This window comes from Saccharopolyspora ipomoeae, from assembly GCF_029952525.1.
GTDB classification, from domain to species: domain Bacteria; phylum Actinomycetota; class Actinomycetes; order Mycobacteriales; family Pseudonocardiaceae; genus Saccharopolyspora; species Saccharopolyspora ipomoeae.
This window is the reverse complement of record NZ_JASAOF010000021.1, coordinates 90,540-106,842: the sequence shown is the minus strand read 5'-3', so window position 1 is coordinate 106,842 and position 16,303 is coordinate 90,540. Positions and strand designations below refer to the sequence as shown.

General features: G+C 71.5%; 15 protein-coding genes. 9 read left to right on the top strand and 6 right to left on the bottom strand.

Translation table 11 applies throughout. The features are described from left to right. The first annotated feature begins 121 nt into the window (after positions 1–121). From QFW96_RS24700 to QFW96_RS24680, 5 genes are all read left to right on the top strand, one after another. Positions 122–385 carry a sarcosine oxidase subunit delta gene (locus QFW96_RS24700; RefSeq protein WP_281458110.1) on the top strand — a complete coding sequence of 88 codons (264 nt, stop codon included), beginning with the start codon at positions 122–124 and terminating at the stop codon, positions 383–385. Then, positions 382–3,198 (top strand): sarcosine oxidase subunit alpha family protein, encoded by a 2,817-nt coding sequence (locus QFW96_RS24695; protein WP_281458109.1) that lies wholly within the window; start codon positions 382–384, stop codon positions 3,196–3,198. Before QFW96_RS24700 ends, QFW96_RS24695 begins: the two co-directional genes overlap by 4 nt. After that, positions 3,191–3,781, top strand: coding sequence for a sarcosine oxidase subunit gamma (locus QFW96_RS24690; protein WP_281458108.1), 591 nt, complete (start codon positions 3,191–3,193; stop codon positions 3,779–3,781). Before QFW96_RS24695 ends, QFW96_RS24690 begins: the two co-directional genes overlap by 8 nt. A 105-nt stretch (positions 3,782–3,886) precedes the next feature. After that, positions 3,887–4,510 (top strand): MBL fold metallo-hydrolase, encoded by a 624-nt coding sequence (locus QFW96_RS24685; protein WP_281458107.1) that lies wholly within the window; start codon positions 3,887–3,889, stop codon positions 4,508–4,510. Further along, the gene (locus QFW96_RS24680; RefSeq protein WP_281458106.1) at positions 4,507–5,334 is read left to right on the top strand and encodes a methylenetetrahydrofolate reductase; all 828 of its coding nucleotides are present in this window, start codon (positions 4,507–4,509) and stop codon (positions 5,332–5,334) included. The genes QFW96_RS24685 and QFW96_RS24680 overlap by 4 nt, the downstream gene beginning before the upstream one ends. A 125-nt stretch (positions 5,335–5,459) precedes the next feature. On the opposite strand, the gene QFW96_RS24675 is transcribed toward QFW96_RS24680, so the two are convergent. From QFW96_RS24675 to QFW96_RS24665, 3 genes are all read right to left on the bottom strand, one after another. After that, entirely contained in the window at positions 5,460–6,644 is a 1,185-nt protein-coding gene (locus QFW96_RS24675) for a hypothetical protein (RefSeq protein ID WP_281458105.1), read from the bottom strand. Positions 6,645–6,676: 32 nt separating this feature from the next. After that, a complete protein-coding gene (locus tag QFW96_RS24670; protein ID WP_281458104.1) occupies positions 6,677–7,084 on the bottom strand; it encodes an STAS domain-containing protein in 408 nt (135 codons plus the stop codon). 524 nt (positions 7,085–7,608) lie between these two features. Continuing rightward, positions 7,609–8,670, bottom strand: a complete 1,062-nt coding sequence (locus QFW96_RS24665; protein ID WP_281458103.1) for a CobW family GTP-binding protein — start codon at positions 8,668–8,670, stop codon at positions 7,609–7,611. A 166-nt stretch (positions 8,671–8,836) separates the two neighbouring features. On the opposite strand from QFW96_RS24665, the gene QFW96_RS24660 reads away from it, so the two are divergent. The 4 genes from QFW96_RS24660 to arfA are packed head-to-tail and all read left to right on the top strand — an operon-like array spanning position 8,837 to position 13,380. Beyond that, the gene (locus tag QFW96_RS24660; protein WP_281458102.1) at positions 8,837–10,132 is read left to right on the top strand and encodes an extracellular solute-binding protein; all 1,296 of its coding nucleotides are present in this window, start codon (positions 8,837–8,839) and stop codon (positions 10,130–10,132) included. A gap of 16 nt (positions 10,133–10,148) precedes the next feature. After that, positions 10,149–11,033, top strand: a complete 885-nt coding sequence (locus QFW96_RS24655; protein ID WP_281458101.1) for a carbohydrate ABC transporter permease — start codon at positions 10,149–10,151, stop codon at positions 11,031–11,033. Next, on the top strand, positions 11,026–11,856 hold the full coding sequence (locus tag QFW96_RS24650) for a carbohydrate ABC transporter permease (protein ID WP_281458100.1): 831 nt from the start codon (positions 11,026–11,028) through the stop codon (positions 11,854–11,856). The genes QFW96_RS24655 and QFW96_RS24650 overlap by 8 nt, the downstream gene beginning before the upstream one ends. A 12-nt stretch (positions 11,857–11,868) precedes the next feature. Further along, positions 11,869–13,380 carry an arabinosylfuranosidase ArfA gene (arfA, locus tag QFW96_RS24645; RefSeq protein WP_281458099.1) on the top strand — a complete coding sequence of 504 codons (1,512 nt, stop codon included), beginning with the start codon at positions 11,869–11,871 and terminating at the stop codon, positions 13,378–13,380. A gap of 1 nt (position 13,381) precedes the next feature. Here arfA and QFW96_RS24640 read toward each other — a convergent pair whose 3' ends face one another. From QFW96_RS24640 to QFW96_RS24630, 3 genes are read right to left on the bottom strand one after another with little or no spacing between them, the layout of a single operon-like run. Then, a complete protein-coding gene (locus QFW96_RS24640; RefSeq protein WP_281458098.1) occupies positions 13,382–14,161 on the bottom strand; it encodes a sugar phosphate isomerase/epimerase family protein in 780 nt (259 codons plus the stop codon). Between the two features lie 27 nt (positions 14,162–14,188). Further along, positions 14,189–15,109 carry a sugar phosphate isomerase/epimerase family protein gene (locus tag QFW96_RS24635; protein WP_281458097.1) on the bottom strand — a complete coding sequence of 307 codons (921 nt, stop codon included), beginning with the start codon at positions 15,107–15,109 and terminating at the stop codon, positions 14,189–14,191. Between the two features lie 2 nt (positions 15,110–15,111). Next, a complete protein-coding gene (locus QFW96_RS24630) occupies positions 15,112–16,242 on the bottom strand; it encodes a Gfo/Idh/MocA family protein (RefSeq protein WP_281458096.1) in 1,131 nt (376 codons plus the stop codon). Positions 16,243–16,303: the final 61 nt, after the last annotated feature.

The following is a 16,303-nucleotide window of genomic DNA, read 5'->3' as shown; positions in this document are numbered from 1 at the left end:
TACACGGCGTCGCGGCGTCCTCCCCGGAGAACCGCTGAGAACCCGCGGCGGTGCCAGCTGAGTCCCACACCTGAAACAGCGGCTACCGCCGCATTTCGACAGCTCCTAGAAGGAGACCGTCATGATGTTGATCCCCTGCCCGTGGTGCGGGCCGCGCAACGAGACCGAGTTCCACTACGGCGGTCAGGCCGACGTGTCCTACCCCGCCGAACCGCACGCCACGTCCGATGTGGACTGGGCGGAGTTCCTGTTCTTCCGCGCCAACCCCAAGGGCGTGTTCGCCGAGCGCTGGAACCACCAGGCGGGCTGCCGCCGCTGGTTCAGCATCCGCCGGGACACCCGGACCAACGAGATCCTCCACGACGACAGGGCGGTGACGAGGTGAGCGACGACTTCAGGCTCCCCGAGGGCGGCCGGATCGACCGGGACCGCGTGCTGCGCTTCCGCTTCGACGGGCGCGACTACACCGGCTACCAGGGCGACACGCTGGCCTCCGCGCTGCTGGCCAACGGCGTCCACCAGGTCACCACCAGCATCAAGCACGGGCGTCCGCGCGGGATCGTGGCCGCGGGGCCGGAAGAGCCCAACGCGCTGGTGCAGATCGACGAGCCGTTCCCCGAGCCGATGCAGACGGCCACGACCGTCGAGCTGCGCGACGGCCTGGCCGCCACCGGCCTTCCCGGGCAGGGGCGGCTGGCCACCGAACCGGACCCGGCCCACTACGACGCGACCCACGCGCACTGCGACGTGCTGGTCGTCGGCGGCGGCCCGGCCGGGCTGGCCGCGGCGCTCAGCGCGGCCCGCAGCGGCGCTCGGGTGATCGTCGCCGACTCCGGCACCGAGTTCGGCGGCAGCCTGCTCGGTTCCGGCGAGGAGCTCTCAGGGCGTCCGGCCGAGCACTGGATCTCCCGCGTCGTGGCCGAGCTGACCGAGGCCCCGGAGGTCACGGTCCTCCCGCGCACCACCGTGTTCGGCCACTACGACCACAACTACCTCGTCGCCGTCGAGCACAAGGGCGAGGACTCCCCGATCCGGCAGCGCACCTGGCACATCCGGTCCCGCGAGGTCGTGCTGGCCACCGGCGCGCACGAGCGGCCGCTGGTGTTCCCCGGCAACGACCGGCCCGGCACCATGCTCGCCGGGTCCGCCCGCACCTACCTGCACCGCTACGGCGTGCTGCCGGGCCGCCGCGCGGTCGTGTTCACCACCAACGACAGCGCCTACGCCGCGGCGATCGACCTGCACGACGCCGGTGTCGAGATCGCCGCGATCGTCGACGTCCGGCCGGTCGTGTCGACGGTGTGGGCGGCGCGCTGCGTCGAACGCGGCATCCCCATCCACCACCGGTGCGGGGTCATCGGCACCTCCGGCGACGCCCGCGTCACCGGCGCGACCCTGCAGCGCGTCGACGACGGCACCACCAGCGAGCTCGACTGCGACGTCCTGCTGGTCTCCGGCGGCTGGAACCCGGCCGTCCACCTGCACAGCCAGTCGCGCGGAACCCTGCGCTACAGCGCGGAGATCGCCGCGTTCGTGCCCGACCGCAGCGCCGACGGGGTGCGCTCGATCGGCGCCGCCGCAGGCGTTCTCGACACCTACGACTGCCTGCGCACCGGATCGGAGGCCGGCAGCGACGCGGCGCGCGACGCCGGGTTCGACGCCGACTTCGCCGAGGTGCCCTCCGCCGCGGCTCCCCCGGTCGTCCCGCCGCAGCCCACCTGGCTGGTGACCGGGGTCGACGAGGCCGAGCAGTACGTGGACCTCGCTCGCGACGCCACCGTCACCGACGTCCGCAAGGCCGTCGGGGCCGGGATGGACTCGGTCGAGCACATCAAGCGGTTCACCACCATCGGCACCGCCCACGACCAGGGCAAGACCTCCGGCATCCTGTCCTCGGGCGTCATCGCCCACCTGCTGGGCGTGGACCTCGCCGAGGTCGGGGCCACCACGTTCCGCGCGCCCTACACGCCGGTCGCGTTCGCGGCGCTGGCCGGGCGCGACCGCGGCGACCTCTACGACCCGATCCGGGTCACCGCCATGCACGACTGGCACGTCGAGCAGGGGTCGCCGTTCGAGAACGTCGGCCAGTGGAAGCGGCCCTGGTACTACCCGCGGCCCGGCGAGGACATGGAAGCCGCGGTGCTGCGCGAGTGCGAGGCCGTGCGCACCGGGGTCGGCATGCAGGACGTGTCCACGCTCGGCAAGATCGACGTGCAGGGCCCGGACGCCGCCGAGTTCCTGGATCTCGTCTACACCAACAAGATGAGCACGCTCAAGGTCGGCCGCATCCGCTACGGGCTGATGTGCACCTCCGACGGGATGGTCTTCGACGACGGCACGGTGATGCGCACCGGCGAGCACCGCTACCTCATCTCCACCACCTCCGGTGGCGCGGCCGGCGTGCTGGAGTGGCTGGAGGACTGGCTGCAGACCGAGTGGCCGCACCTGCGGGTGCACCTCACCTCGGTCACCGAGCAGTGGGCCACCATCGCGCTGGCCGGGCCGCGCTCCCGCGAGGTGCTCGCGCAGGTGACCTCCGGCATCGCGCTGGACAACGAGTCGCTGCCGTTCATGGCCTGGGAGGACGGCATCGTCGCGGGCAGGCGCGCACGGGTGTGCCGGATCAGCTTCTCCGGCGAGCTCGCCTTCGAGATCAACGTGCCCCGCTGGTACGGCCGCGAGGTGTGGGAAGCCCTGCACGACGCCGGAACCCCCTACGGCATCACGCCTTACGGCACCGAGACGATGCACGTGCTGCGCGCCGAGAAGGGCTTCCCGATCGTCGGGCAGGACACCGACGGCACCGTCACCCCGCACGACCTGGGGATGAGCTGGGCGGTGTCGAAGAAGAAGGACGACTTCCTCGGGATGCGCTCGTTCACCCGGGCCGACACCGCCCGCTCCGACCGCAAGCACCTGGTGGGCCTGCTGCCGCCGGTCGACGAGGCCGTCGTGCCGGAGGGCTCGCAGCTGGTGGAGACCGAGCTGCTGCCGGAACCGCCGGTGCCGATGCTCGGCCACGTCACCTCCAGCTACCGCAGCGCCGCGCTCGGTCGCCCCTTCGCCCTGGCCCTGGTCAAGAGCGGGCGCGACCGCATCGGGCAGACGATCTACAGCCACGTCGGGGACCGCCTGGTGCCCGTGGAGATCACCGAACCGGTCTTCTACGACAAGGAAGGAGCCCGCCGCGATGGCTGAGCCCTACGGCGAATCCCCGCTGGCCGCCCGCGCCGAGGCGCTGGCCGACGCCTCCGCACCCGGCGCCGTGCGCCTGTCCGAAGTGGCCTTCACCACTCAGGTCACCCTCCGAGTCGACCCGAAGAGCCCCGCCGCCGAGCGGATCGGCACGGCCCTCGGCGTGATGCTGCCCAACCAGGCCGGGCAGGTGGCCCGCACCGAACGGCTGATGGTGGCCTGGCTCGGACCCGACGAGTGGCTGCTGGTGGCCCCCGAGGGCGAGACCGAGCAGATCGAGACCACCCTCACCGACGCCCTCGGCGAGGAGCACGGAGCGGTCGTGGACGTCTCCGCGCACCGCACGATCCTGCAGGTCTCCGGGCCGAAAGCCCCTGAGCTGCTGGCGAAGGGCTGCGCGCTGGACCTGCACCGGCGCAGCTTCGGCCCGGACTCGTGCGCCCAGACGCTGCTGGCCCGGGCGGGCGTGCTGCTGCTCAGCCGCGACGTCGAACCGCCGTCGTACTGGATCTTCGTGCGCGCCTCGTTCGCCCGCTACCTCGCCGACTGGCTCTGCGACGCCGCGGCCGAGTACCGGGAGCCCTGAGGTGACGGCCCGGATCGGGGCCCGCGTGCCCGCGCTTAGGATGGCCGCGAAGCGGTCTTCGACGAGCCGGACCGCGGTGCAGCTGCGTTCGGTGGTGACGTTTCGATGAGCATCCGCATCGACCACGCCGTCGTCGACGGGAAGTTCTCCCTCGACGGCGAGGTCCACGAGGTGGAGAACAACCTGTGGGTCGTCGGTGATGACCACCAGTGCCTGGTGATCGACGCACCGCACGACGTCGAAGCGATCCGCGAGCTCGTCGCCGGCCGCGAGGTGGTGGCGGTGCTCCTCACCCACGCCCACGACGATCACGTGCGGGTGGCCCCGGACCTGGCCGAGGCCGTGGCCGCGCCGATCCACCTGCACCCGGCCGACCGGCCGGTGTGGGAGCTCACGCACCCGGTCCGGCAGCCCGACGCGCGGCTGGTGGACCGCCAGACGTTCCACATCGGACGGTTGAGCGTGCAGGTCATGCACACGCCCGGTCACACCCCGGGCTCGGTGTGCCTGTACAGCCCGGACCTGGCGACCGTGTTCACCGGCGACACCCTGTTCGCCGGTGGACCCGGTGCCACCGGGCGCTCGTTCTCCGACCGGGACGCGATCATCGACTCGATCCGGGACCGGCTGCTGCCGCTGCCGGCCCGCACCCGGGTCCACCCCGGTCACGGCCCCAGCACCACGATCGGCGAGGTCGTGGAGCAGTTCGACGAGTGGGTGTCGCGGTGAGCGCGGCGCTGGCGGCGGCGCTGCGCAACGCCTCCTACGAGGTGCTGCCGTTCCGCAGCACCGAGGAGAAGGTGCTCGCGCACGTGCCCTGCGACGTGCCGCTGACCGTCACCACCACCGAGGCCCGTGGCCTGGAACCGACGCTGGACCTGGCGGTGCGGCTCAGCAAGAACGGCTACACCGCCGCCCCGCACCTGGCGGCCCGCCTGGTGCGCGACCGCGCGGAGCTCGACGACATCGCCGCGCGGCTGCTGGAATCGGGTGTGCGGCGGCTGTTCGTCGTCGGCGGGGACGCCGCCGAACCCGCCGGGGAGTTCCCCGACGCCGAGAGCCTGCTGCTCGCCCTGGCCGAGGCCGGGCACGACTTCGGGCACCTCGGCATCGCCGGCTACCCGGAGGGCCACGGCACGATCCCGGACGCGGTGATCTCGGAAGCGTTGCGGCGCAAGGCCGATCACGCCCACGAGATCGTCACGCAGCTCTGCTTCACCCCGTCCACGACCGTCGACTGGGCCACCCGCCTGCACGCCGACGGCATCCCGACACCGGTCCGGGTGGGCATCCCGGGCAGCGTCAACCGGCAGAAGCTGATCCGCGTCTCCGCAGGGCTGGGACTGGGCCAGTCGGCCCGGTTCCTGGCCAAGCAGTCGGCGATGTTCTGGCGGTTCTTCCTGCCCAGCGGCTACCGCCCGGACAAGCTCGTCAACGCCCTGTCCGACCAGATCCTCCAACCCGCCAACGCGATCACCGGCTTCCACATCTTCACCTTCAACGACGTCGAAGGCACGGAACGCTGGCGACAGAAGCAACTCGCCCGGCTCTAGCACCTTCGTGGCGAGCACGCCGTGACGCCGTGCATCGGCATGCATCAGGAGCGGCGCACGGAGACCACGGAGGCGCTCGGGTTCCCCACCCGCACCGCCACGCAAAGCGAGTCCTCGACGGTTCGTCAGTGCACCTGTTCGCTGCGGCGCTGTTCCTCGCGGTAGCCGTAGGCGGCCTGGCGGACGGCGCGGTCTGATTCCAGGCTGGAGCCCAACGCTCCCGCGATCACGCCCATCGTGGTGAAACCCCACGCCAGGGCGAGGTAGCGGGTGAAGTCGGCGGGATGGCCGAGGCTGCTGGCCAGCAGGTTCGGCGGGACGATGAACAGCGCCACGGCGAGGTTGATCGCGAACAGCCCGACGTACATCACGCCGACCCCGATGGTCAGCGTGGCGACCGTGGAGGTGTTGTACAGCAGCACCTGCTCGCGGTCGCCACCGCTGCGCCGCTTCTCCCACAACCCGTGCGCGGTGATCAACCACAGCACCAGCAGCACCACCGACACGAGCCCGGCGATGATCTGCCGGAACACCCCCAGCTGGTCGCCGATCTGCCAGATGGTGCTCGACGACAACCCGAAGGCACTGGTGGCCACGGCCGCCGCCAGCGCGCTGCGCAGCCCGAACACCAGCTGGGCGGGCTGGTTCGAGCGCACCATGCCGCTGAGCAGCCGCAGCCGCCCGCGCCTGCGGGTGGTGCTGTAGCGGACGTCGACCTCCTGCTCGCCGCCGAGCTCGTGCCGCACCACCGGAGCCAGGAGCCGGGACACCGCGTTGTCCAGCCCGTAGCGGTTCCCACCGCCGCCGCTGCGGCCGGTGAGCTCGTCGACGATCTGCAGCACGACCCGCCGGGCCCGCCGGTAGACGCCGGTGCCGCCGAGCGCGGGCAGCGACACCACGGCCACCCCGCCCTCCAGGTCGGTCTCGGCGACCACCGGACGTCCGTTGGCGCGCACCGGCAGGTCGGTCAGGCAGATGGCGTGGTCCCAGTCGTGCTCGCCCATCCGCTCGCGCGTGGAGGCCAGGATGTCGCGGGTGCTGTGCCTGCCCGCGGTCACCGGATCGACGTCGACCTCGACCGCCCACGAGTGCTGTTCGCCGAGCAGTTCGGGAAGATCGTCGGCCAGGCGGCGGGTGACCTGCTCGGGCATGTCCGGATCGGCGATCAGCCCGAGCCGCCGGTCCGGGGTGCCGGACTCGGGCTCTCCGCGCTCGGCGAGCCGCTCGCCCTCCTGCGACTCCTCGCCGCCGTGTTCCGTTTCGAACGCTTCGGCGTCCTCGTGCTCGGAGTCGGTGTCCTGCTCGCCCATGTTCCTCCTCTCGACGGTCTCCCCAGGATGACTCATCGGGCGGGCAACTCCTGACGGGCCGCGTAGCTGAAGCGGCCGGTGAGATCCAGCAGCCGCAGCAGCCGGTCGACGACGCCGGACGAGACCAGCACCAGCTCGGTGCGCCGCTGCTGGGCGACGCGGCGCGCCTCGACCAGCGCGGTGACGCCGTCGGAGTTGATGAAGGTGACGCGGGAGAGGTCGAGCACCAGCACGGTCACCGCGCTCGCCAACCGCTCGGCGAGGGGGCCGGTGAGCAGATCGCGGGCGGCGAGGTCCAGCTCACCGTCGACCTGCACGACCGCCACGCCCTCGCCGGGCTCGAACACGCGAACCCGCAACGCCCCGGACACCGGTCCCGTCGCGGGCGAGGAGCCGCCCCGCTGCGGCGGCACCGGTCCCGGAAGGTCGGCGTTGGCCACCACTACCCCCTCGATGCCGGATCTACAGGCGCGTTCGCCCGCGCCCCGGAGGAACAGGAGTTCGTTCCGCGCGCACCCAGGAGGCGGGCACCGGTGGGGAGACCGGCCTCCGGCCCGCGTTCCCGCAGCGGAACGACAGCGGTTGTGAGCTCAACCGACGGTGAACGCGAGAGTACCTATCGTCCTGAAAGGTCGCACACCGCACAAACCCGACCACGCACCGGCAGTTCCCGTGGAGATGACCGCGGGTTCCCCTCGATCAGGTGGGAACCGCGCGGGATCGTCATCGACTTGCACGATTTCGCGCACCGGGCAATGCGCCTGCTCCAACCCCGTGGAGCGGTCTGGACCGACTAACCCGATCATGTCCGGGTTTTCGGCGCGGTGTCCACATCGGAGATCAGCCGTTGGTTGGTACTGGTGCACGGGTCGGCGCCGGGCTCGGAGGCGTGCGGGGCGCTGCGGCCGCACGTGGGTGGTCCCTTCGGGGTTGAGCGCTCGGCTGGGGGCGGTTTTTCCTCGAATCAGCCGGCCTCGTCGTCCCATTTGTCCGGATGGTTCGAGGAAGGACCGTCGTCCTCCAGGTGCCGTGCGAGGTTGAGGACGCCCATGCGGTCGACGGCGTCCGGAGTCGGGTCGATGCAGGATTCGAGACGGGCGCGGAGGTTCGAGGGGTCGAGGTCGGTGCCGATGAGGACGAGGCTGGTCGAGCGGGAGCCCTTCCAGCGGGTCGTCTCGAAGGCGGCGTAGACGCCGACCGCGTGGAACTGGAAGCAGCGGCCCTCGCCCGAGGCTCCGAAGTCGATCGGGCCCTTGATGCGGTAGACGCCCCGGCTGCGCTCCTTGAGGAAGGCCAGGAACGCCGTCGGGTTCAGCGGCCGGTCGGTGGTGAACTCCATCGACTCGTAGACGGCGTGCATGTGGTGGCCGTGGTCGTCGTCGTGGTCGTCCAGGTCCGCGAACGACAGCTGCCGAGCGCCACCGGCGTCGCGGATCGCGGGGTCGTCGAACAGGATTCCCGGCGAGATCCGGCCGCGCTCGGTGGCCAGCACGGCACCCTCGGCGAGCTCGCGGACCTCCCCGATCACCCGGTCCCGCTCGGCCTCGTCCACCCGGTCGATCTTGTTGACCACCACCAGGTCGGCGAGCCGCACGTGGTCGTCGAGCTCGGGATGCCGGGCGCGGCTGTCGTCGAACTCGGCGGCGTCGACGACCTCCACCAGCCCGCCGAACTCGATGCCCGGGTTCTGCGAGGACAGCACCATCCGGACCAGCTGGGCGGGCTCGGCGATGCCGCTGGCCTCGATCACGATCGCGTCCAGCGGCGCGCCCGGGTGGGCCAGCTTCTCCAGCATCCGGTCCACGCCCTCGGCGTCGACCGCGCAGCACAGGCAGCCGTTCTCCAGCGACACCGTCGCGTCGACCTGCCCGGCGACGTTCATCGCGTCGACGTTGATGCTGCCGAAGTCGTTGACCAGCACACCGATGCGGCGCCCGTCGTCGTTCCGCAGCAGGTGGTTGAGCAGGGTCGTCTTGCCCGAGCCCAAGTAGCCCGCCAGCACGACCACCGGAATCCGCGCCGTCACCGTCTCCCCCAGATCGACACCTCGCTCACCTGCGCCATCCTCGCACGCGCCGCCCGACCGGCCGATTGACCCGGCCCGCACCGCACCTCTAGCTTCAACCGCGACCTCAATCGGACAATGTTCGAAATCCCGTACATCCGGACACCGCTGTCTCGGAGGTGGATTCGTGGGTGGACCAGGGCTGAGCCGCAGAACGCTGCTGGCAGGGGCCGCACTGGGGTGCGCCGGGCTGGCCGGCGGGTGCGGGGTGCCGCGCGGGGAGCGCGAACTGCGGTACTGGAACCTCTTCGCCGGGGGCGACGGGGACACGATGAAGGCGATGCTGGCCCGCTACCGGGCCGCGCATCCCGACGTCGCGCTCCGGGACGTCACGCTGGAGTGGGGCGACCGGTACTACACCAAGCTCGCGATGGCCGGGGCCGCCGAGCGGGCGCCCGACCTGGCGATCCTGCACCTGGGCCGGTTGCCGGCGTTCGCGCCGGGCGGGCTGATCGACGAGCTGCGCCCGGACCTGCTGCGGGAGAAGGGGATCGAGCCCGATCACTTCCCGGCCGGGCTCTGGAACCGCTCGCACCACGGCGGCAGGCTCTTCGCCGTCCCGCTCGACACCCACCCGGTGGTGCAATACCACAACACCGACGTCTGCCGGGAGGCCGGACTGCTCGACGAGCACGGCCGGTTCCGCCCGCTGCGCGGGCCCGAGGCCGTGCGGGACGCGCTGCGCAGGGCCAAGCAGGTCACCGGGGACAGCGGGCTGCTGCTGGAGACGACCGGCGACGGCGTCGGCCCCTGGCGGTTGTTCTGGAGCCTCTACCGGCAGCTCGGCGGCGACCTGATCACCCCCGACGGCACCCGGTCGGCCGTCGACGACCGCAAGGTCGCCACCGTCCTCGACTTCGTCCAGGGCCTGCACGGCGACGGCCTGGCCACCGGCGGGCTGGACGGTGACGGCGCGATCGCGCTGTTCAGCAGCGGGCGGGCGGGGTTCTTCTGGTACGGCGAGTGGGAGGTGCAGACGTTCCTCGAATCCGGGATGCCCTTCAGCATGACCCGGTTCCCGGCGGTGTTCGGCCGCGCGCTCGCCGAGGCCGACTCGCACGCCTTCGTCCTGCCCCACCGGGACCGAAGCGACGAGGACCACCTGCGGGTCTACGACCTCGTCGCCGCGCTGCTGCGCGACAGCCTCGCGTGGGCCGAGGGCGGCCACATCCCGGCCTACCTCCCGGTCAACCGCAGCCGGGCCTACGCCGACATGCAACCGCAGTCCGAGTACCGGTCGGTCATCGACGACGTGCAGCTGGACCCGGACGTGTGGTTCGCAGGTTCCGGCTCACGCCTGTGGACCGAGATGAACTCCGTGCTCGGCCCGGCGATGGACGGCCGGCTCGCCGTGCCGCGCGCGGTGTCGCAGATCCGGCAGGTCGTCGACGACCTGCTCGCCACCCCGAACCCCACGGCCTGAACGGAGGTTCCCGCACATGGCCAGGCACAACCTCGGTGGTTCGGGGCTCGCGTTCGTGATGCCCTTCCTCACCGCCTACTTGCTGTTCCTCGTCATCCCGCTCGGGATGGGTCTGATCACCGCTCTCACCGACGCCGCCCTGACCTCCGGGGACGCCGACTTCGTCGGCCTGGCGAACTTCGCCGAGGCGCTCACCGATCCGGCGATGTGGCGGTCGTTCGGCGTGACGGTCGGTTTCACCGCCGCCGGCACTCCCCCGCTGATCCTGGTCGGGCTGGTGATGGCGCTGCTGACGCACCACCTGGCACCGGCCCGCTGGTTGTGGCGGCTGGCGTTCTTCGCGCCCTACGTGCTGCCGTCGTCGGCGATCGCGCTGATCTTCGTGTGGATCTACCAGCCGGAGTTCGGGCTGGCCGACTCGATGCTGTCCTGGTTCGGGATCGGGCCGATGGGCTGGCTGTCGCACCCGGTCGCGGCGATGCTCGGCGTCGTGGTGGCCACGGTGTGGTGGACCGTGGGCTTCAACTTCCTGCTGTACCTGGCGGCGCTGCAGGCGATCCCGGACGACCTCTACGAGTCCTCGTCGCTCGACGGGGCCGGGGCGTGGCGGCAGCTGTGGCACATCACGCTGCCGATGCTGCGGCCCACGACAGGACTGATCGCGGTGTTGCAGGTCTTGGCCTCGCTGAAGGTCTTCGACCAGTTCTACCTGATCACCAACGGCGGGCCGCAGCACAGCACGCGCCCGATCCTGCAGTACATCTACGAATCCGGCTTCACCCACTACCGAACCGGCTACGCCTCGGCGATCTCCTACGTGTTCTTCGCCGCGATCCTGCTGGTCACCCTCGCGCACTTCAGCGTCCAGCGCCGCCGAGCCGCGGGAGGCACCCATGTCTGACCGGTTCCGCTGGGGCACAGCGGTTCTCGCGCTGGCGACGGTGGCGCTCGCCGCGCTGTGGGCGCTGCCGTTCGCCTGGACCCTGCTGACCTCGCTCAAACCCGAGTCGGAGACCACCGAGGTCCCGCTGCGGTGGCTGCCCAGCGAGTTCACCGTCGAGGCCTACCGCAGCGTGCTGTCGACCCCCGACATCTGGGTCTGGTTGCTCAACAGCGTGTTCACCGCCGGGACGGTGACGGTGCTGGTGGTGCTGCTGGCGAGCACCGCCGCCTACGGGTTCTCCCGCACCGATTTCCGGGGCCGCAGAGCGCTTCTCGCGTTCGTCGTCGCGGGCGTGCTGGTCCCGGCCGAGGTGCTGATCGTGCCGCTGTTCGACGAGATGGTGTTCCTGGGCCTGGTCGATACCCCGTGGGGCGTGATCCTGCCGCAGGTGGTGCTGCCCGCGATGGTCTACATCCTCAAGGTGTTCTTCGACGGCGTGCCGCGCGAGCTGGAGGAGGCCGCGATCGTCGACGGGGCGAGCCGGTGGCGGATCTACTGGCGGATCGTGCTGCCGCTGTCGCGCCCGGTGCTGGCCGCCGTCGCGATCTTCACGTTCATCACGACGTGGAACAACTTCCTGTGGCCGTTCATCGTCACCGCCGACCCGGCCACGATGACGCTGCCCGTGGGACTGGCCACGGTCCAGGGCAGCTACGGCGTCCGCTACGCCGAGGTGATGGCGACCGTGGTCATCGCGGGCCTGCCGTTGCTGCTGCTGTTCGTGCTGTTCCAGCGCCAGATCGTGCGCGGCATCGCGCACACCGGTCTGGCGGGACGATAAGGAGGGGAAACAGTGACCCACGGCGAGACCGCGCGGGCGAGCCTGACGATCGACCCGGCCTTCGAGATCGGCGAGGTGCACCCGAGGTTGTTCGGCTCGTTCGTCGAGCACCTCGGCCGCTGCGTGCACACCGGCCTCCACGAGCCCGACCACCCCACGGCGCGCGAGGACGGGCTGCGGCAGGACGTGCTGGACCTGATCGGCGAGCTCGGGGTGACGCTGGTGCGCTACCCGGGCGGCAACTTCGTCTCCGGCTACCGCTGGGAGGACGGCGTCGGCCCGGTCGCCGAGCGGCCGCGCCGACTGGATCCCGCTTGGCGGTCGGTGGAGACCAACGAGTTCGGGCTCAACGAGTTCATGCGGTTCACCGAGGTCGCCGGGGTGGAGCCGATGATGGCGCTGAACCTGGGCACGCGCGGGCCGATGGAGGCCCGGGAGCTGCTGGAGTACTGCAACCACCCCGGCGGCACCGCGTGGTCGGACCTGCGGCGCGCGCACGGTCACGAGCGGCCGCACGGGATCGGGCTGTGGTGCTTGGGCAACGAGCTCGACGGGCCGTGGCAGATGGGGCACAAGACCGCCGAGGAGTACGGCCGCGTCGCCGCCGAGACGGCGCGGATGATGCGGATGGTCGATCCCGGGGTGCGGCTGGTCGCCTGCGGCAGCTCGAACTCGGCGATGCCCACGTTCGCGGCGTGGGAGCGCACCGTGCTGGAGCACACCTACGAGCACGTCGACCACATCTCCTGCCACGCCTACTACGAGGAGTCCGACGGCGACGTCGACAGCTTCCTGGCCTCGGCGCAGGACATGGAGCACTTCATCGACTCCGTCGTGGCCACCTGCGACCACGTGCGCGCCCGGTTGCGCAGCCCGAAGCGGCTGGAGGTGTCCTTCGACGAGTGGAACGTCTGGTACCGCGGGCTGCGCGATCCCGCGACCGAACCGGATTGGGAGGTGGCGCCGCGGCTGCTGGAGGACAACTACACGCTCACCGACGCGGTCGTGGTGGGGAGCCTGCTGGTGACGTTGCTGCGGCACTGCGACCGGGTCACCGCGGCGTGCCTGGCGCAGCTGGTCAACGCGATCGCGCCGATCATGACCGAGCCGGGCGGTCCGGCGTGGCGGCAGACGACGTTCTTCCCGTTCGCCGACGCCGCGCGGCACGGGCGCGGCCGGGTGCTGCGCGTGGAGCCGCGCTCGACGCGCCACGACACCGCCCAGTACGGGGAGGTGGACCTGCTGCACGCCACCGCGGTCCAGCAGGACGAGGACACCGTGGCGGTGTTCGCGGTCAACCGCGCCACCGACCGGCCGCTGCAGCTGACCGCCGACGTCCGCGCGACGGGCAGCACGCGGGTGGTCGAGCACCGGGTGCTGGCCGACCCCGACCGGCACGCGCGCAACACGCTGGCCGAGCCCGAGCGGGTGCGGCCGCGCGGTGTCGAAGGCGCGGCGGTCGACGGCGGGACGCTGAGCGCTGTGCTGCCGCCGCTGTCGTGGAACCTGCTGCTGCTGCGGTGAATCAGGCGAAGGTGGAGCCGTGGGTGCGCAGGACTGCGGCGTTGCTGGTGAGCAGGACGAAGGAGTCCAGGCAGGTGGTGTCGATCTCCGCGACGTGCCAAGGGGTTTCGCGGGCGGCGTCGAGGACTTCGACGACGTCGAGGGCGCCCGTGCCCAGCGGGGTTTGCGGGGTGTCCCGGGTGGCCGGGCCGTCCTTGAGGTGCACGGCGATCGCGCGCTCGCCCAGGGAGCGCAGCACCTCGGCGGGGTTCGCACCCGCGGCCTGGGCCCAGTAGGCGTCGAGCTCGGCGCGCAGGTCGGGGTGGGTGCGCTGCCAGAAGCGGTCGTAGGCCGGGCCGCCGGGCAGCGGGGCCCACTCGAACCAGTGGTTGTGGTAGCCGAGGGTCAGACCGGGCGGGGCGTCGGCGGCGGCCTGGCCGAGGGCGTCGGCGAACGCGTCGAGGCTCGCGGTGTCGCCGAAGGTCTCCTCGCCGAAACCGGGGACCTGGCGCGGGTGCGGGATGAACGCGGTGTCGGCGCCGAGTTCGGCGCACTCCTCGGCGAGTTCGGCGACGCTCGGCAGGGCGGCGTGGGTCGCCGAGACCGCCAGCCCCGCGGCGTCGAGGTCGGCGCGCAACTCGCGGGCTGCGGCCAACCTCTCGTCCTGGCTGCGGGTCAGCGAGCCCAGGCCGAACGGTTCGACGTGGCGGAAGCCGATCTCGGCGAGGCGGGCCAGGGTTCCGGGCTGGTCGGCGGCCAGCTCGTCGCGGACGCTGTAGAGCTGGACGGACAGTGTCGGCACAGGATCTCGTTCCTCTCCGGGAAGGGATCAACCCACGATCAACGGCCGGAGGGTGCGCTGGGCGATGCGCAGTCCCCGGGTGATGCGTTCGTCGTCGCCGCCCCAGACGGGGTCCTCGTGCTCGACCGACAGGGTGCCGGTGAAGCCGTGCTCGTAGAGCCGGTCGACGACCTTCGGCCAGTCGACCTGGCCGAGCCCGGGAACCCGGTAGCGCCACCAGCCCATGTCGAACGGGTTGTCGCCCTTGTCGATCTTGCCGAAGAACCCGTAGCGGTTGCGCGCCACCGGGTCGAGCTCGACGTCCTTGGCCTGGGCGTGCACGATCCGGTCGATGTGGGGCGCGATGGTCTCGACCGGGTCGATGCCGATCCAGGTCAGGTGCGAGGGATCCCAGTTGAGGTAGAAGCCCAGCGAGAACATCCATTCCCACAGCTCCGGCGAGTACGCCAGGTTGCCGGGGTAGCCGTCGGGGTGCCAGCCCTCCATCACGCAGTTCTCGACGATGAGCTTCACGCCGCGCTCACCGGCGTAGTCGACGAGCTCGGGCAGCACCCGCTGCCCCTCGGCGAGGTTGTCGGCCACGGATTTCGTCCAGTCGCGGCCGATGAAGGTGCCGACGTGGGGCACGCCGAGCGCTTGGGCGGCGTCGACGGCGTGCTTGAGGTGAGTGCGGATCTCCTCGCGGCGCTTTGGGTCGGGGTGCAGGTTGTTCTCGTAGTAGGCGAACGCCGACAGCTCCAGGCCGTGGCGCTCGAAGAGCGCCTTGGTCTCGTCGACCTGCTGCGGGCCGAAGTCGGCGACCGGCAGGTGGGCGGCTTCGAAGTCGCGGCCGCCGGTGCCGGGCCAGACCGCGACCTCCAGCGCCTCGTAGCCGTTGGTCTTCGCCCAGTCGGCGATCTGTTCGAGGCTCCACTGCGGGAGGCACGCGGTGAGCATTCCGAGTCGCATCGTCACACCTTCGTCCAGTCGCGGTTGCCGGCGGCGCGCACGACCGCGTCGATCAGGCGGGCCGAGCGCAGTCCGTCGCTGAAAGTGGGGAGTCCTTCGGGGTTCTCGCCGTCGATGGCCGCGTAGGTGTCGGCGACGAAGGCGTCGAAGCAGTCGGCGTAGCCCTGCGCGTGCCCGGCGGGCAGCGTCGAGAGCCGTTGCTGCTCGGCGGATCCGGTGCCGATGTCGCGGACCAGCTCGCGGTTGCCCTCGGCGCCGCCGAGCCAGACCCGCTCGGGGTTCTCCTGGTCGAACACGGCGCTGCCGCCCGAGCCGTCGAGTTCGAACCACAACCGGTTCTTCCGGCCCGCCGCGACCTGCGAGATCGTCGCCGAGCCGAGCACGCCGTTGGCGGTGCGCAGCAGCAGCGCGGCCGTGTCCTCGGTGCGCACCTCGACGCGTTCGCCCGCATCACCGGTGGGGCCGGTGAAGCTGGCGCCGCCGGCGGCCGGGCGGGTGGGCACGGCGATGGAGAGCTCGGCGAGCACGTCGGTGAAGGTCTCCCCCGACACCCACTGCACGAGGTCGCACCAGTGCGAGCCGATGTCGGCGAAAGCCCGTGACGCCCCGCCCTTCTCGGGGTCGACGCGCCAACCGGAGGCGTGCGGGTCGAGCATCCAGTCCTGCAGGTAGCTGCCGTGCAGCAGGTGCCAGTCGCCGAACTCCCCGGCCTGCCTGCGGGCGCGGAGCTCGCGCACCAGCGGGTGGTAGCGGTACACGAACGGCACAGTGGCCACCAGCCCGCTGCTCTCGGCCGCGGCGGCCATCCGCTCGGCCTCGTCCAGCGTCATCCCCAGGGGTTTTTCGCAGATGACGTGCTTGCCCGCGGCCAGCGCCGCTTCGGCGAAGGGCGCGTGGGTGGCGTTGGGGGTGCAGATGTGCACCACGTCGACGCGGTCGTCGGCCAGCACCTCGTCGAAGGAGGCGTAGGCGCCGACCCGCCACTCCCCCGCCTTCTCCAGCGAGCGCTGCGGGCTGGAGGCCAGCACGCCGACGACCTCGGCCCCGGCCAGCAGCGCGGAGCGCCGGTGCACGGCGCCGATCATCCCGGCGCCCACGATCGCCGCACCGCGCCTGGTCGTACCAGGGCACACGCGCACCCCTCCCCCCGTGATCGATTGGATCCGTGATCGATGGAACTGCGGACAACGGCGG

What these genes read in the sequence shown, in the direction of transcription:
- QFW96_RS24700 (WP_281458110.1), top strand. Translation starts at nt 122, where the DNA reads ATGATGTTGATCCCCTGCCCGTGGTGCGGGCCGCGCAACGAGACCGAG.
- QFW96_RS24690 (WP_281458108.1), top strand. Translation starts at nt 3,191, where the DNA reads ATGGCTGAGCCCTACGGCGAATCCCCGCTGGCCGCCCGCGCCGAGGCG.
- QFW96_RS24685 (WP_281458107.1), top strand. Translation starts at nt 3,887, where the DNA reads ATGAGCATCCGCATCGACCACGCCGTCGTCGACGGGAAGTTCTCCCTC.
- QFW96_RS24675 (WP_281458105.1), bottom strand. Translation starts at nt 6,644, where the DNA reads ATGGGCGAGCAGGACACCGACTCCGAGCACGAGGACGCCGAAGCGTTC.
- QFW96_RS24655 (WP_281458101.1), top strand. Translation starts at nt 10,149, where the DNA reads ATGGCCAGGCACAACCTCGGTGGTTCGGGGCTCGCGTTCGTGATGCCC.
- QFW96_RS24650 (WP_281458100.1), top strand. Translation starts at nt 11,026, where the DNA reads ATGTCTGACCGGTTCCGCTGGGGCACAGCGGTTCTCGCGCTGGCGACG.
- QFW96_RS24635 (WP_281458097.1), bottom strand. Translation starts at nt 15,109, where the DNA reads ATGCGACTCGGAATGCTCACCGCGTGCCTCCCGCAGTGGAGCCTCGAA.